Origin of the sequence: Streptomyces sp. NPDC052107 (assembly GCF_040680215.1) — a bacterium.
In the GTDB taxonomy this organism is placed as follows: Bacteria; Actinomycetota; Actinomycetes; order Streptomycetales; family Streptomycetaceae; genus Streptomyces.
The window spans coordinates 104,447-119,980 of the sequence record NZ_JBFAWG010000015.1 but is presented as its reverse complement, the minus strand read 5'-3'; the positions used below and the strand labels follow the sequence as shown (position 1 = coordinate 119,980).

At 70.4% G+C, this 15,534-nt stretch carries 16 protein-coding genes and 1 pseudogene; 11 read left to right on the top strand and 6 right to left on the bottom strand.

Features of this window, described 5'->3' with window-relative positions:
- Positions 1 to 3: 3 nt before the first annotated feature.
- The 7 genes from AB0M27_RS19230 to AB0M27_RS19200 all read left to right on the top strand — a co-directional run bounded on the left by AB0M27_RS19230 (position 4) and on the right by AB0M27_RS19200 (position 6,899).
- A complete protein-coding gene (locus AB0M27_RS19230) occupies positions 4 to 663 on the top strand; it encodes a histidine phosphatase family protein (RefSeq protein ID WP_365723098.1) in 660 nt (219 codons plus the stop codon).
- Positions 664 to 823: 160 nt separating this feature from the next.
- The gene (locus AB0M27_RS19225; protein ID WP_365723043.1) at positions 824 to 2,104 is read left to right on the top strand and encodes a hypothetical protein; all 1,281 of its coding nucleotides are present in this window, start codon (positions 824 to 826) and stop codon (positions 2,102 to 2,104) included.
- A 126-nt stretch (positions 2,105 to 2,230) separates the two neighbouring features.
- Entirely contained in the window at positions 2,231 to 2,821 is a 591-nt protein-coding gene (locus AB0M27_RS19220) for a TlpA disulfide reductase family protein (protein ID WP_365723042.1), read from the top strand.
- Between the two features lies 1 nt (position 2,822).
- Positions 2,823 to 3,593, top strand: a complete 771-nt coding sequence (locus AB0M27_RS19215; RefSeq protein ID WP_365723041.1) for a cytochrome c biogenesis protein CcdA — start codon at positions 2,823 to 2,825, stop codon at positions 3,591 to 3,593.
- Between the two features lie 3 nt (positions 3,594 to 3,596).
- Complete coding sequence (locus AB0M27_RS19210) at positions 3,597 to 5,324, top strand: cytochrome c biogenesis protein ResB (RefSeq protein ID WP_365723040.1); 1,728 nt, start codon at positions 3,597 to 3,599, stop codon at positions 5,322 to 5,324.
- Positions 5,321 to 6,403 carry a c-type cytochrome biogenesis protein CcsB gene (ccsB, locus tag AB0M27_RS19205; RefSeq protein WP_365723039.1) on the top strand — a complete coding sequence of 361 codons (1,083 nt, stop codon included), beginning with the start codon at positions 5,321 to 5,323 and terminating at the stop codon, positions 6,401 to 6,403. The genes AB0M27_RS19210 and ccsB overlap by 4 nt, the downstream gene beginning before the upstream one ends.
- Before the next feature lie 25 nt (positions 6,404 to 6,428).
- A complete protein-coding gene (locus tag AB0M27_RS19200; RefSeq protein WP_365723038.1) occupies positions 6,429 to 6,899 on the top strand; it encodes a hypothetical protein in 471 nt (156 codons plus the stop codon).
- Positions 6,900 to 6,913: 14 nt separating this feature from the next.
- Here the strand turns inward: AB0M27_RS19200 and AB0M27_RS19195 are convergent.
- From AB0M27_RS19195 to AB0M27_RS19170, 6 genes and pseudogenes are all read right to left on the bottom strand, one after another.
- Positions 6,914 to 7,285 (bottom strand): annotated as a pseudogene (locus AB0M27_RS19195) (acyltransferase papA2); the annotation flags it as partial.
- Positions 7,286 to 7,588: 303 nt separating this feature from the next.
- Positions 7,589 to 8,554 carry a 2-oxoglutarate and iron-dependent oxygenase domain-containing protein gene (locus AB0M27_RS19190; protein ID WP_365723037.1) on the bottom strand — a complete coding sequence of 322 codons (966 nt, stop codon included), beginning with the start codon at positions 8,552 to 8,554 and terminating at the stop codon, positions 7,589 to 7,591.
- Entirely contained in the window at positions 8,547 to 8,996 is a 450-nt protein-coding gene (locus AB0M27_RS19185; RefSeq protein WP_365723036.1) for a nucleoside deaminase, read from the bottom strand. The genes AB0M27_RS19190 and AB0M27_RS19185 overlap by 8 nt, the downstream gene beginning before the upstream one ends.
- A 175-nt stretch (positions 8,997 to 9,171) precedes the next feature.
- The gene (locus AB0M27_RS19180; RefSeq protein WP_365723035.1) at positions 9,172 to 9,522 is read right to left on the bottom strand and encodes a hypothetical protein; all 351 of its coding nucleotides are present in this window, start codon (positions 9,520 to 9,522) and stop codon (positions 9,172 to 9,174) included.
- Positions 9,519 to 10,094 (bottom strand): DUF6232 family protein, encoded by a 576-nt coding sequence (locus AB0M27_RS19175; RefSeq protein WP_365723034.1) that lies wholly within the window; start codon positions 10,092 to 10,094, stop codon positions 9,519 to 9,521. Before AB0M27_RS19175 ends, AB0M27_RS19180 begins: the two co-directional genes overlap by 4 nt.
- A 242-nt stretch (positions 10,095 to 10,336) precedes the next feature.
- On the bottom strand, positions 10,337 to 11,311 hold the full coding sequence (locus tag AB0M27_RS19170) for a zinc-binding dehydrogenase (RefSeq protein WP_365723033.1): 975 nt from the start codon (positions 11,309 to 11,311) through the stop codon (positions 10,337 to 10,339).
- Positions 11,312 to 11,366: 55 nt separating this feature from the next.
- Between AB0M27_RS19170 and AB0M27_RS19165 the strand changes: the two genes are divergently transcribed.
- The 4 genes from AB0M27_RS19165 (at position 11,367) to AB0M27_RS19150 (ending at position 15,515) form a co-directional block, all read left to right on the top strand.
- Entirely contained in the window at positions 11,367 to 11,750 is a 384-nt protein-coding gene (locus AB0M27_RS19165) for a transcriptional regulator (protein ID WP_365723032.1), read from the top strand.
- 99 nt (positions 11,751 to 11,849) lie between these two features.
- Positions 11,850 to 13,151: a hypothetical protein gene (locus tag AB0M27_RS19160; RefSeq protein ID WP_365723031.1), complete on the top strand. Its 1,302-nt coding sequence runs from the start codon at positions 11,850 to 11,852 to the stop codon at positions 13,149 to 13,151.
- Complete coding sequence (locus AB0M27_RS19155; RefSeq protein WP_365723030.1) at positions 13,148 to 14,773, top strand: VWA domain-containing protein; 1,626 nt, start codon at positions 13,148 to 13,150, stop codon at positions 14,771 to 14,773. Before AB0M27_RS19160 ends, AB0M27_RS19155 begins: the two co-directional genes overlap by 4 nt.
- Positions 14,760 to 15,515 carry a hypothetical protein gene (locus AB0M27_RS19150; protein WP_365723029.1) on the top strand — a complete coding sequence of 252 codons (756 nt, stop codon included), beginning with the start codon at positions 14,760 to 14,762 and terminating at the stop codon, positions 15,513 to 15,515. Before AB0M27_RS19155 ends, AB0M27_RS19150 begins: the two co-directional genes overlap by 14 nt.
- Positions 15,516 to 15,534 lie beyond the last annotated feature (19 nt).

The window sequence follows — 15,534 nt, the reverse complement described above, 5'->3', positions numbered from 1 at the left end:
CTCATGCGGCACGGGGAGGTCGAGAACCCGACCGGGATTCTGTACGGGCGGCTGCCCGGCTACCACCTATCCGAGCTGGGGCGGCGGATGGCCGACCGGGTCGCCGAGCACCTCGCCTCGCGCGACGTGACGTACGTCTGCGCCTCGCCGCTGGAGCGGGCGCAGGAGACGGCCACCCCGATCGCCAAGGCGCACGCTCTCGACCTGGACACCGACGAGCGGCTCATCGAGGCCGACAACGTCTTTCAGGGCAAGACCTTCGGCGTCGGCGACGGCGCGCTGCAGCGGCCAGGCAACTGGAAGCACCTCGTCAACCCGTTCCGGCCGTCCTGGGGTGAGCCCTACGTCGACCAGGTCGTGCGGATGATGGGCGCGCTGAACGCGGCCAAGGACCAGGCGCGCGGGCACGAGGCGGTGCTGGTCAGCCATCAGCTGCCGATCTGGATCGTGCGGTCGTACGTCGAGCGGCGGCGGCTGTGGCACGATCCGCGCAAGCGGCAGTGCACGCTGGCCTCCCTGACGTCCTTCACCTACCTCGGCGACAAGATCGTGTCGGTCGGCTACAGCGAGCCGGCCATCGATCTCGTCCCGGTCCATCTGCGGGCCGGTGCCAAGCCGCAGAAGGGCAAGGGCACCGCCCAGGGGAAGGCCTTCGGGGCCTGAAAGAGCCCTGAAATGCCGGATCCTGACGGTTCGTTTGGAGTGGCTTAGCGCACTTTTGTGGTATTCGTTACGAAAGTCATATAAATCGGAGGAACCTCCCCGATCGTTGCGCCCTCTCAATGGGTGACCACCAAGCAGGCGCGACGAATCGGGGATTTCCATGCGCACCGTCTCCCGGACCCTCTCCCGCAGGGGACTGCTCGGCATCGGCGCGGGCGCGGCGGCCGCCGCCACCCTCGCCGGCTGCGGGAGTCACACGTCTTCGGACGGTGCCGGACACGCGAACGGTTCCGGGCAGGGGGAGGACGGTCAGGGCGAGAAGGGTCAGGGCGGAGAGCACAAGGCGCCTGCCGGCCGGCCGATCGGGGACGGCTCCACGTCTTTCACGGGCAAGCAGCCGCACCAGCCGGCCAGGCCCGAGCCGCTGGAGCCCGGCCAGACCCCGCCGCAGTTCGTGATCTTCTCCTGGGACGGCGCCGGCGAGGTCGGCAACGGGCTCTTCCCGCGCTTCCTGGACCTCGCCAAGGAGCACGGCGCGAGCATGACCTTCTTCCTCTCCGGGCTGTATCTGCTGCCCGAGTCGAAGAAGCGGATGTACGCGCCCCCGAACAACTCGCGCGGGGCCTCCGCCATCGGCTACCTCACCGACGAGCACATCAAGTCCACGCTGACCAACGTCCGCCGGGCCTGGCTGGAGGGCCACGAGATCGGCACCCACTTCAACGGGCACTTCTGCGGCGAGACCCACGGCTCGGTCAAGTGGTGGACGCCACAGCAGTGGAGGAACGAGATCGAGCAGGCCAAGTCGTTCGTGAAGCAGTGGCGGACCAACACCGGCTGGCACGACCTGCCCTCGCTGCCCTTCGACTACGACAAGGAGCTGACCGGCGGCCGTACACCCTGTCTGCTCGGCCAGGACAACCTGCTGCCCACCGCCCGCGAGCTGGGCTGGCGCTACGACGCCTCCTCGCCGGGCGGCCGCCAGGTGTGGCCGGTGAAGCGGCTCGGCATCTGGGACCTGCCGCTGCAGGAGATCCCGTTCCCCGGGCGGTCCTTCGAGGTTCTCTCGATGGACTACAACATGCTCGCCAACCAGTCCGTGAACTCCACCAAGGCGCCTGCCTACAACTACCCGGGCTGGCGCAAGCAGTCGGCGCAGTCGTACATAGCGGGCTTCCAGCGGGCATATGAGACAAACCGGGCGCCGTTCTTCATAGGCAACCACTTCGAGCAGTGGAACGGCGGCATCTACATGGACTCCGTCGAGGAGGCCTTCAAGCACACCGCGCGGGAGAAGGAGAAGGGCGCGGACGTACGGCTGGTCTCCTTCCGGCAGTTCGTCGACTGGATGGACGTGCAGAAGCCCGAGGTGCTCGCCAAGCTCCGCACGCTGGAGGTCGGGCAGCGGCCCGCGGGCGGCTGGAAGCAGTTCCTCGCCTAGCCCACGCCTAGCCCGTCGATGCGGCGCCCGCCGGAAATGTCCCGTGTAAATACGCCCTGAAATGCGGTTTTCCACCCGGCAGGGGGCCGCCACAGATCGCCGGAACGGACATGCGAAACTTTTCACATGAGTACCCGTAGCCGCGCCGTCCTGCTCAGCGCCGTGGCCGCCGTCGCGGCCCTGACCCTGTCCGCGTGCGGCAAGGGCGGCACCTCCGGCGGCGGTGGCAACACCAACTTCGTCACCGGCAACAACGGCATCGCCACCGTCCCGGTGGGCAAGCGCGCCGGCGCCCCGGACCTGTCCGGCAAGACCATCGACGGCAAGACCCTCGACGTCGCCGGCTACAAGGGCCAGGTCGTCGTCATCAACGTCTGGGGTTCGTGGTGCGGGCCGTGCCGCGAGGAGGCCCAGTACTTCGCCAAGGTGTCCAAGCAGTACGAGGGCAAGGGCGTGCAGTTCGTCGGCATCAACACCCGGGACACCAGCACCACCCCCGCGGTCGCCTTCGAGAAGGAGCACGGGATCAGCTACCCCAGCCTGTACGACCCCACGGGCAAGCTGATGCTCCGCTTCAAGAAGGGCACCCTCAACCCGCAGCTGATCCCCTCCACGCTCGTCATCGACAAGCAGGGCAAGGTCGCCGCGCGGGCCCTGGAGGCGCTCGACGACACCGCCCTGCTGAAGATGCTCAAGCCGGTCCTCGCGGAGAAGTGACGTGAGCGCACTCGTGACCCTGGCCGCGACGGGGCAGAACGAGACGGTGCTCAACGGCGCCCTGCTGATCGCCCTGCCGGTCGCCCTGCTCGGCGGGCTCGTCTCCTTCTTCTCGCCCTGCGTCCTGCCGCTGGTCCCCGGGTACCTCTCCTACGTCACGGGGGTGGCCGGCACCGACCTGGCCGAGGCACGGCGGGGGCGGATGGCCACCGGTGCCTTCCTGTTCGTCCTCGGCTTCACCGCCGTGTTCGTCTCCGGCGGGGCACTGTTCGGCTACTTCGGCTCGACCCTGCAGGAGTACAAGGACGTCCTGTCCGAGGTGCTCGGCGTGCTCATGATCCTGCTGGGCGTCTTCTTCATGGGGCTGATGCCCTGGCTGACCCAGCGTGAGTTCCGCTTCCACAGGCGGCCGACCACGGGCCTGGTCGGCGCGCCCGTCCTCGGCGCCCTGTTCGGGATCGGCTGGACGCCCTGCATCGGTCCCACCCTCTCCTCCGTCGCCTTCCTCTCCTCCCAGCAGGCGAGTGCGGGCCGGGGCGCCATACTGACCGTCGCGTACTGCCTCGGCCTCGGTGTCCCGTTCGTCCTCACCGCCATCGCCTTCCGCAAGGCGCTCGGCGCCTTCGACTGGATCAAGCGCCACTATGTCTGGGTGATGCGCGTCGGCGGCACGATGATGATCGCGACCGGTGTGCTCCTGCTCACCGGTGTCTGGGACCTCCTGGTGCAGCAGATGCAGACCTGGTCCACCGGCTTCTCTGTGGGGATCTGATCGATGAGCACAACCGAAACCGACAAGAGCCGGGACCAGGCTCGCCAGGACCAGGAGGACCTCGGCGCGGCCGGCTCCCAGCTGTCCACCGCCCCGGCGGAGGAGCTCTCCGCCGCGCCCGGTCTCGGTGTCATCGGCTGGGCCCGCTGGTTCTGGCGGCAGCTGACCTCCATGCGGGTCGCGCTGCTGCTGCTCCTGCTGCTCTCGCTCGGCGCGATCCCCGGCTCGCTCATCCCGCAGACCGGCGCCGACCTGAACAAGGTCGACGACTTCCGCAAGGCCCACAAGACGCTCGCGCCGATCTACGACAAGCTCGGCCTGTTCCACGTCTACAGCTCGGTGTGGTTCTCCGCGATCTACATCCTGCTGTTCGTCTCCCTCATCGGCTGTATCGTCCCGCGCACCTGGCAGTTCGTCGGCCAGCTGCGCGGCCAGCCGCCGGGCGCCCCCAAGCGGCTGACCCGGCTGCCCGCCTACACGACCTGGCGCACGACCGCCGAGCCCGAGCAGGTCCGCGAGGCCGCGCTCGCCCTGCTGAAGAAGCGCCGCTTCCGCGCCCACGTCGCCGGTGACGCCGTCGCCGCCGAGAAGGGCTATGTGCGCGAGCTGGGCAACCTGGCCTTCCACATCGCCCTGATCGTGCTGCTGATCGCCTTCGCCTCCGGCCAGCTGTACAAGTCGGACGGCACCAAGCTGATGGTGGAGGGCGACGGTTTCTCCAACGCGCTGCCGATGTACGACGACTTCAAGTCCGGCAGCCTGTTCCAGAACGACGACCTCGTGCCGTTCAGCTTCGACCTCAAGGACTTCACGGGCACCTACGAGGTCAGCGGCCCCAACAAGGGCACGCCGCGCACCTACCAAGCCAAGATCGACTACAGCGAGGGTGCGTACGGCAAGCAGAAGTCGACCACCATCAAGGTCAACCAGCCGCTGCACATCGGCGACGCCAAGGTCTATCTCGTCAGCCATGGCTACGCGCCGGTCATCACGGTCCGCGACGGCAAGGGACAGGTCGTCTACCGCGACGCAGTACCGCTGCTGCCGCTCGACGGGAACGTCACCTCCAACGGCGTGATCAAGGTGATGGACGGCTACAAGAACGCCCGGGGCCAGAAGGAACAGCTCGGCTTCCAGGCCTTCTTCGTGCCGACCTTCGACCCGAAGAGCGGCACGATGCTCTCCCAGTTCCCCGCGTTGGTGAACCCGCTGCTCGCGGTGAACGCCTACCATGGCGACCTCGGCGTCAACTCCGGCATCCCGCAGAGCGTGTACCAGCTGGACAAGACGCACATGAAGGCGTTCAAGGACGGCAAGGGCCAGCTGCTGAAGAAGCTTCTCCAGCCGGGCGACACGCTCACCCTGCCGAACGGCGCCGGGTCCATCACCTTCGAGAAGGACATCAAGGAGTGGGCCGGCTTCGAGATCGTCCAGGAGCCCGGCAGCGGCTGGGCGCTCGGCGGTGCCCTCACCGCGATCTTCGGCCTGGCCGCCTCCCTGTTCATCCAGCGGCGCCGGGTGTGGGTGCGCGCGGTGCGCGGCGCCGACGGCGTGACGGTCGTCGAGATGGCCGGGCTCGGCCGCAGCGAGTCCGCCAAGGTGCCCGAGGAACTGGGTGACCTCGCCGGAATCCTCTACGACCAGGCGCCGGGGGCACCCGACCCCGACGACGACCCTTCCACCACCCCCGACCTCCAAGTCGTACCTGCCGAAGGGGCTGAGAAGCAGTGACTCTCGCCGCCGCCACAAACGAACACCTGGCGAGCATCAGCAACACGCTGATCTACTCGTCGATGGCCGTCTACACCCTGGCCTTCTTCGCGTACATCGCCGAATGGCTCTTGGGCAGCCGCAGCAAGGTGGCCCGCACGGCCGCCGCGCTGACGGCTCGGACGGAGACGTCCGCGAAGGCTCCCGCCGTCACCGTGAAGAAGGCCGGGGGCACCGCCGTGCTGGAGCGGCCCAAGGTCGTCGTGCGCTCGGCCTCCGGTGCCCGCGATGTGCCGGACGGGCCCGGCGCGCACGGCGGGGACGCGCAGGGCGACCTCTACGGGCGTATCGCCGTCTCGCTCACCGTGCTCGCCTTCCTGGTGGAGCTGGCCGGTGTCGTCGCCCGCGCGGCCTCCGTGCAGCGGGCGCCGTGGGGCAACATGTACGAGTTCAACATCACCTTCTCCACGGTGGCCGTCGGCGTGTACCTCACGCTGCTGGCGCTGAAGAAGAACGTGCGCTGGCTCGGGCTGTTCCTGATCACCACGGTCCTCCTCGACCTCGGTCTCGCCGTCACCGTCTTGTACACCGCGAGCGACCAGTTGGTTCCCGCGCTGCACTCGTACTGGTTGTACATCCACGTCTCCACCGCGATCTTCTGCGGCGCGGTGTTCTACGTCGGCGCGGTCGCCACGATCCTGTACCTGTTCAAGGACTCGTACGAGAACAAGCTGCAGACCGGCGGCAAGCCCGGCAGGTTCGCCACCTCGGTGCTGGAGCGGCTGCCCGCCTCCGCCTCGCTCGACAAGTTCGCCTACCGGGTCAACGCGGCCGTCTTCCCGCTGTGGACGTTCACGATCATCGCGGGCGCGATCTGGGCCGGCGACGCCTGGGGCCGCTACTGGAACTGGGACCCGAAGGAGACCTGGTCCTTCATCACCTGGGTCGCCTACGCCTGCTACCTGCACGCCCGCGCGACGGCCGGCTGGAAGGGCCGCAAGGCCGCTTATCTGGCGATGATCGCCTTCGGATGCTGGCTGTTCAACTACTACGGCGTCAACATCTTCGTCAGCGGCAAGCACTCCTACGCGGGCGTGTGAGCCGCGGGTCGCCCACACTGGTGTCATGAGCGGTTCCATCGCACAGGGCACCAGCCAGACCCACGGGAACACGCACATACTCCACTTCCTGGTGCGGCTCCCGAGGCCCATGGAAGACGTCTGGCCGGCGGTGGCCACCCCCGAGGGACTCGGGGCGTGGTGCACCGCCGTCGACGTTCTGCAGCCCCGCCTCGACGGCGCGGTCACCCTGCGTGACCTGGGCTCCGGCCGGGTCACCGCCTGGGACGTGGACCGGGTCGCGGAGTACACCGTCGAGGGCGGCGGCCGGATCCGGTTCCATCTGGAGAGAGAAGGCGACACCGAGAGCGTGCTGCGCTTCACCCACGAGTTCCGGGGCGAGGCGGCGGCGGAGTCGAGCTGGCGCGCCAGATTCGAACGCCTGATTGAAATCCTGGAGCCCCCGCAGGGCCTCACGGCGCAGCGGCCCCCGCAACCCCCCGAGCCCTCGGTGCCCCTTCCCGGGCAGCTCACCTAGGGCGGCACGGGCGCTCAGGACACCGCGGACGGACTGCCGTGGGCCACCGAGGCGATGTGGTCGCGCAGCCGCTCGACGTACAGCCGCAGGTTCTTCCCCGCCACGTCCGTGTCCGGATACCGGCTCGCCAGTCACAGTCCCTCGTGCAGCCGGTTCACCCACACGCACACCTGGTCGCCGTACGACACCCGCAGCAGCGCGTGCGCCCGCTGCCCGGCCCAGCGCTCGGCGCCGCGGACGGTCCGGGCGTCGACGTAGGAGACGATCGAGTACAGGTCCGGCGAGGTCGGCCGGAAGTCCGCGCCCAGCAGGCTCAGCACCCGGGCCAGCGGCATCCGGGCCAGCGACCGGTTGGCCCGCAGCTGCGCGCGCACCTCGCGCAGGGCGTCCGGGAAGCCCGTCGTGCGGATGTAGGCCGGGGGCCGGGAGTCCTCCGGGAGCGCCGTCGCCGGGCTCAGTGTCCACTCGACGAGCCGTCCCGGCCGGACCTCGCAGCGCTGGATGTCAGTGATTCGCACGCGTCTCCCATCGCAGAAGGGGGCCCCTGAGTGCGGGCCCCCTTTCAAGGCAATGCCGCGGGACGCGGCCGGGTCATGCCCGTCGGGTTCATTTCAACGGAACGGGTGGCGGGCCGAACGCGGAAGTGAATGACCGACGGTGAGGCGTCGGGGTCCGGTTCACCCGAGGGCTCACCCGATGGTGATCGAGTCCAGCTTCTCGCGCAGGTACACATGTGAGTCGACCGGCGGATACGCCACCCGGCCCACCGGCGCCGGCACGGACTCCACGCGGGTGCCCGGGGTGCACTCGCCGAAGTACACGAGCGACATCAGCTCCTCGGCGGGCGTGTCGACGGGCGGGGGCAGCACCCGGTGCCGCCCGGACCGCCACCGGTCGCCGGTCCAACGGGCCAGCAGATCACCGATGTTGACGGTGCAGGCGTCCGGGTCGTACGGCGCGTCCTCCCAGCCGCCGGCGTCGGTGTACACCTGCAGCCCGCCCTTGCCGGCCTGCCGGTCGAGGATGGTCACCGTCCCGAAGTCGGTGTGCGGGCCGATCCGGAACTGCCCGGGCAGCGGCTCGCCGACGACGTCCGTGCCCGGATACCAGTTGATGTTGAAGCCGTACGTCGGATGGTCCATGTGCCGGGAGAAGAAGTCGCGTTCGAGCCCCAGCGCGTATCCGAGCAGCGACAGCAGCTCCTTCTCCAGGGCGGCCATCTCGGCCAGGTACTCCTTGCAGAGGGTCTGGAGTGCGGGCACCTCGGCCGGCCAGACGTTGGGCGCGTACCACTGCGCGTTGACGACGGGATCGTCGAAAGGCTCGTCCGTCGCGAAGGTCAGCGACTCCTTCAGGTCGGGCGGGGTCTCGGTGCCCTCCGCGTAGCCGTTGGCCTCGGCGCCGGGCCCGAGCCAGCCCCGGCCGCCGACCTTCGCCTCGTACCGCTGCTTGACCTCGACGGGCAGCAGAAAGAACTCCCGCGCCGCCCGGCGGATCCCCGCCCGCAGCCCCGGCTCCACCCCGTGCCCGGTGACCAGCAGGAACCCGGCGGTCTGCAGCGCCTGGTCGACGGTACGGGCGAGGGCGGCGCGGGTCTCCTCGTCACCGGCCAGCCAGGGCCGCAGGTCGATGGTGGGAACACGCGTGTCAGTCACCGATGTCCTCGTTCCACAGCTCGGGGTTGTCCTTGACGAAGGCACGCATCACCGCGACGCACTCGGGGTCCTCCAGGACCAGGATCTCCACGCCGTGCTCGGCCAGCCACTCGTGGCCGCCGTGGAAGGTGGTGGCCTCGCCGATCACCACCCTGGAGATGCCGAACTGGCGGACCAGGCCGCTGCAGTACCAGCAGGGGGAGAGGGTGGTGACCATGGTCGTGCCACGGTACGTGCGCTGCCGTCCCGCCGCGCGGAACGCGGCCGTCTCGGCGTGCGTCGAGGGGTCACCGTCCTGAACCCGGCGATTACGGCCCCGGCCGAGCAGCGTGCCGTCGGCGGCGTAGAGCGCGGCGCCGATGGGGATGCCGCCCTCTGCGCGTCCGGCGCGGGCTTCCTCCACGGCGGTGGCGAGCCAGGCGCGGGCCTGTCGTTCGTCCATGGCTTCACTGTGCTGGGCGGGGGGAGGGCGGGGCAACGGGGGCGCGGGGCGCCACGAAGGGGCGCGGGGTGTATTGATGTGCGGCTGCGCCGCGCGGGGCGAGCGGCCACGACGGACCCGTGACCGGCGGCCGGCCGGAACCCTCGCGGCGCTCACCCCGGTGCCGCCGTACGGGCTATCCGCTGATCATCGCCGTGACGGCCCGTACGGCGTCGGCCACCGGCTGGCCGACCACGCCGACGGCGGCGGCGATCCCGGCGATCGCCCTCAGCGCCCGGTGCCGCTCCAGCGCGGGCACGGCGGCGTCGGGGCTGAGGGCGGGCAGGGACTCGTCCAGCAGCTGGGCGTCGGGCTCCGACACCTGCGTCCGCAACCGGGTGAGGAGTCCGTTCAGTTCGGCGAGAGCGGCGGCCAGGGCCGGGTCCTGCTGCCCGGCGCCGGCGCCCTGATTCTTGACGATGCCCTGGTTGCCCTGGCCGCCGTACATGTTCACGTTGTCGCCGTAGTAGTAGTTCGAGCCGCTCATGCGCCGATCCCCACGTTTCCGCTGCCTCCGTACATGTTGACGTTGTCGCCGAAGTAGTAGTTCTTCGGCGAGACGGTGAGGCTGCCCACCGTCACCTTGAACTCGGTGTCCGGATGATCGATGGCGTAGGAGATCTGGCCGACGAGCTGGTCCAGGTAGCGAGGGTCCTGGCTGGTGACCAGCGCGGTGGACGCGCCCGAGGTCTCGACCGCCAGGACGTGGTGCGGGGAGGCCGTGAGGACGGACATCATCTCGATGAAGAAGTAGATCTCCGCGGCGATGGCCAGGAGCCAGATGAAGCCGACGTAACCGCCGCCGGATTCCCCTCCGCTCAGGGCGACGACCGGCAGGCCCGGCAGCATCGCGATGAACCCGACCACCAGGGTCCCGGCGGTGTACCGCAGGAACCGCAGCACCGCCTCCTTGCGCCGGGGGCGCATGACGAAGGCGTAGACGCGGGCGATGTTGTGCAGCGGGTAGACTGCCGCGCCGATCCACAGGATCCGCTTGCTGACCCGCAGTTCGACGCCGAACGGCGCCGGATGCGGCGACGGCGCGGGGACGTCGGGCATGAACGGTGGCGTGGCGGGCGCGGTCGGCGGCACGGTGGGCGGCGCCGGAGGGGCGGCCCCCGAGATCGGTGGTTCCTGGGCCGGGCGCTCGGGTGGCTGGCCGTGCTGCATCTGCTTCTGTCCCCCAGAGGTCAGGCGATCCCTCGCAACTCAGTGACGACCATTAACAACATTCCTCGTCGGGGATGGCAAGTCGTTATGTACTGCGAAGTGCTGCCGTCCGAGGCATAGTTGACGAAGAGTCAGCCGGTAACCCGCAACAGCAGCTTCCCCGTGCTCGACCGTCCTCCCATCAGCCGGTGTGCCTCCGCCGCCTGGGCCAGCGGGAACTCGGCCGTCACCGGCAGGCGCACCGTGCCGTCGACCGCCTTCGCGAACGCCCGCTCCGACAGCCGGCGCAGCGCGTCCGGCGCGGTCCGGGCCAGGGCCAGGATGGAGAAGCCGGAGACCGAGACGCCGAGCGGGTACAGCTCGGGCTGGCCCACGCTCCACGGCTCGGCTCCGCTCGCGTTGCCGTAGGAGACCAGGCGCCCGAAGACCGCCAGCGAGGCCAGTCCCGCGCGCAGGGTGTCGCCGCCGACGGGGTCCAGCACCAGGTCGGCGCCGCGTCCGCCGGTCGCCTCGCGCACCGGCTCCTGAAAGGCGCCGACGAACACCTCGTCGTAGCCGTGGCTCTTGGCGTGGGTGGCCTTCGCGGCCGAGGACACCACGCCGTACACCGCCCCGGCGCCCGCCGCCCGGGCGAGCTGCCCGACCGCCGTGCCGACTCCGCCGGCCGCGCCCTGGACGAGGACCGACTCGCCGGGCTGGAGCCGGCCGACGGTGTGGACGAGGGCGTAGGCCGTGGGCAGGACCGTCGGCAGGGTCGCGGCGGTGCGCAGGTCCAGGCCGGCGGGGACCGGGAGGACGGTCGTCGCCTCGGCCACGGCCACCTCCGCGTACGCGCCGCCCTCGGTGAGCGCGACCACCTCCTGGCCGACGGCCAGGTCCGTGACGCCGGCGCCGAGCGCGCGGACGCGGCCGGACACCTCCAGGCCGGGGACGTACGGCAGCGCGGGCACCCGGTAGCCCTCCGCGCGGGCCTTGAGGTCGGCGAAGTTCACGCCGGCGTAGGCCACGTCGATGGTCACCTGCCCGGGGCCGGGCTGTGGCGCCTCGGCCGTCACCGCACGCAGCACCTCGGGACCGCCGTACTCCTGGAACTCCACCGCGCGCATGCCACACCCCTGGCTCGACTCGATTGTTCAATCAAAAGCGAACAGTCGAGAGTGTATGGTTTTCATCGAACACTCGGCAAGCGGAAGCGGAAGAGGGGAGCGTGGCGTGACCACCGGCAGTCACCGGGCCGCCCCGGAGCACATCCACCCCGACGCGGTGCCCGTCCTCACGGCGCTCGCCGCCCTCGCCGACCCCGTGCGCCTCACCCTGGTCAGGGAGCTGGCCGGGTCCGGAGACTGGACCCGCAGCTGCGGCAGCTTCGACGTGCCGGTCGGCAAGGCCGCCCTCAGCCACCACTTCGCGGTGCTGCGCGGGGCCGGTCTGGTGGAGCAGCGGGACGAGGGTCCCCGGCGGGTCAACCGCCTGCGCCGGGCCGAGTTCGACGCCCGCTTCCCGGGGCTGCTCGACCTCGTCCTGCGTACCGGCGAACTTTCCTGACGGTTCTTCACATTACTTTTCTCTGTGGTTGGTTGAGCGTTCCATCGGTCATCGTCCGGTCGGCGGACGATCCTGTCTCCGCTGACGCAGGAGACACGGGTGGCCACAGACAGAGCCGAGACCGACAGACCCCGTCAGACCGGCGAGCCCCGCCTGCGGGTCGGGGAGCCGGCGGTCCCGCCCACGCGCGGCTCCACCGCGCGCCGGTGGTTCCCGCGCGCCGTCGCCGCCGTCACGGCCCTGTGCGCGATCGTCGTCCTCGCCCAGGGCCATGTCGGCCTGCCCTTCACCCGCATCGTCACGATCGAGGCCAAAATGGCCTCGAAGGCCGACTACTTCGAGGATCCCGAGGTCCAGCGGCTGCTCGTCCGGCACGGCTTCCGGGTGCACATCACCCGCATGGGCTCGCGGGGGATCGCCGCCCAGAGCTACGACGGCTACGACGTCGTGTTCCCCTCCGGCCAGCCCGCCGCCGACCTGATCACCAGGAAGCGCGCGGCCGAGGGCCACCCGGCGACGACGTACCGCCCGTTCGTCAGCCCGGTCGTGCTCGGCACCTACCGGGAGTACGCCGAGACGCTGCAGGACGCCGGGATCGCCAGCCCGTTACCGGGGGTGCCGACCGGTTCCAAGCCGCTCTACTACTCGCTGAACATGCGGAAGTTCCTGCGGGCGACCGCCGACGACCGCCGCTGGGAGTCGCTCGGCACCGACCGCAACGGCCACCACATCGGCATCGACCGGCACGGCATCCACAACGGCAACAAGGTGCTCGCCCAGACCTCCGACATCTGTGAGGCCAACTCCGCCGGCACCTATCTGGGGCTCGTCTCCTATGTCTGGAACCACGACGACATCCCGCAGGACACGACCGAGGCGACCCGGTTCGCGGAGCGGATAAGGCTCCTCCTCAACGACCAGGGCATGCCGTCCTCCGAGAAGAACGAGACCTACGTCTCCGCCGAGGGCAAGAGCATCGCGCCGATCGCGGTGATCTACGAGCACCAGTTCCTGGCCCACCAGATCGCCGCCCAGGCCGGCACCGGGCACGTCGACAGCGAGCGCGTGCTGCTCTATCCGTCGGCCCGGTTCATCACCGAGCCGCAGCTCATCGCGCTCACCCCGGACGGCGACCGGCTCGGCGACCTGATCAGCAAGGACCCGGCGCTGCAGAAGCGGGCCATGGAGCTGGGCTTCCGGGTCCGGGACGCCGAGGGCGCCTCCGCCACCAGCGACTCGCTGACCCGGTTCCTCACCGACCACCACATCCAGGCGCCCGTCCTGTCGGACGACGACACCAAGGCCGTGCTGCCCCGGCTGGACCTGCTGGAGAAGATGATCGAGATCGTCGGCGACTGCCACCCGGTGGCCAAGGCGGCGGCCGGCCAGGAGGCGCCATGACCGCCCGCGGACCGATGGCCGCCCTGCGCCGGGCCCGTGGCCTCCCCGCCGCCCTCTGCCTGGTCCTGCTCGCCGCGCTCGGCGGTCTCGTCTCCTGCACCGGCGGGGGCGGCGGCCTCGACACCACCCTGCACGTCCTGGCCAGCGACGAACTCACCGACATGGAACCGCTGTTGGCCCGGATCAGGCAGGACACCGGGGTCCGTCTGGACCTGGACTACCGGGCGACCAACGACGCGAGCGACACCCTGCTGACCGGCCGCCGCTCCTACGACCTGGCCTGGCTCTCCTCCGACCGCTACTTCCGCCTGAAGGCCAAGAAGGCCGCCGCCGGGACCCACCCGGCCACCCTCGTGCAGAGCACCTCGATCATGCGCTCCCCGGTCGTCGTCGGCCTCACCGGGGACGTGGCCCGCACGCTGCGCGCCAAGGCGCCCGGCGGACGCCTGTCCTGGGCGGACCTCGCCGACGCCGCCGCCACCGGCACCGTACGCTTCGGCATGGCCGACCCCCGGCACAGCAACAGCGGGCTCGCCGCGCTGGTCGGGGTCGCCACCGCCGCGGCCGGCACCGGCAGCGCGCTGCGCCCGCAGGATGTCAGCTGCGACCGGCTGCGCGGCTTCCGCTCCGGGCAGACCCTCACGGCCGAGAGCTCCCACGCCCTGCTGGACGCCTTCGCCGAGCACCCCGGCCGCACCAACGCCCTGATCACCTACGAGTCCGAACTGCTCACCCTGAACGCCTCCGGCCGCCTCAAGCAGCCCCTGGAGATCGTCCACCCCGCCGACGGCATGGTGTTGTCCGACTATCCGCTGCTCCTGCTCGACCAGCGCCACCGGGACGCCTACGACCGCGTGGTGAAGTGGCTGACCGCCGCCGACCACCAGCGGGAGATCATGCGGCGGACGCTGCGCCGCCCGGTCAGCACCGCCGTGACCCGCGACCCCCGGCTCACCGCGCCCCTGGACAACGCCCTGTACTTCCCCGACGACCCGGCCGTCCTCGACCGGCTGCTGGCCGACTACGGCGACCCCCGGCGCCGCGTCGCCGACCAGGTGATCTTCCTGCTCGACTTCTCCGCCTCCATGCGTGGCGCCCGGACCACCGCGCTCAGGGCCGCGTTCGCGGGGCTCAGCGGGGCGGACTCCTCCGCCACGGGCAAGTTCGTGCGCTTCTACCAGGGAGAGCGGCTGACCGTGATCCGCTTCGGCGGGCGCCCGCTCGACGAGCGCACGGTCACCGTGCACGGCGGCGCCGACCTCAAGGCCCTCACGGACTTCGTCGCCGAGGGCGGCTACGACGGCTCGACGGCCGTCTGGTCCGCCCTGGACCACGGCTACGGCGCCGCCGAGCGGGCGCTGCGCGAGGACCCGGGGCGGGCCGTGGCCATCGTGCTGATGACCGACGGCGAGAACAACGCCGGCATCGACCGCGCGACCTTCGTCAGCCGCTACCGGGCCCGGCCCGCCGACACCCGCGCCGTGCACACCTACCCCGTCCACTTCGGCGACGCCGACGCGGCCGAACTGCGCCAGGTCGCCTCGGTGACCGGCGGCCGCATGGTCGACGCCCGTCACTCGTCCCTGTCCACCGCGTTCAAGGAGATCCGTGGCTGTTCTTGACGGCACCTGGTGGAGCGCCTGGTGGGGCGCGATGACATGGTGGCTGGCGGCCTTCGCCGGCCTGCTCGTGCTGACCGTGCTCTTCGTCCGGCGGGCCCTGGTGCGGATGAGGAAGACACCCGAGGATTCCCACTACCTGCCGCTGTACCTGGACAACGACGCGGTCATGGACGTGTTCAAGATGGGCAACCGCCGGTCGGCGCTGCGCAAGGAGGTCGAGGAGCGCAACGTGCGCAACACCGGCTGTCTGGCGGCGATTCCGGTGCTGTCCCTGATGTTCCAGCTCACCGGGGACAGAACCACCGAGATCGTCGCCAAGTACGTCGAGGACAGCCAGCCGATACAGGTGATCGGCCTGCTGCTGTCCGTCCTGGAGCGGGGGGACGGGCTCGCCCAGGTGCGGCTGCGGCAGACCAAGGCGACGGTCAGACCGAACAGCGCACTCCTCGGGGCGGGGGTGACGAGCGAGGTGGTGCTCAGCGAGATCGGCGAGTTCGTCATGATCACCGGCCGGTTCGAGGCCCAGGAGACCCAGGGCGACACCCTGGTGATGCGGGCGCTCTACGGAGACGGCGAGCAGTCCGCGCACCTGCGGGTGGTGCTGCGTCCCGCCGGGCTGCGCCCCCCGGGCCGGCAGTTGCCCGAGGGCCAGTTCCAGGCCCACTGCCTGGGCAAGGTGACGACCTGGCGCCCCGACACCCGCGAGGTCGTGCTGCAGTACCCGGTGGCCGTCTTCCAGTGAACTGCGGGTATCGGCACCG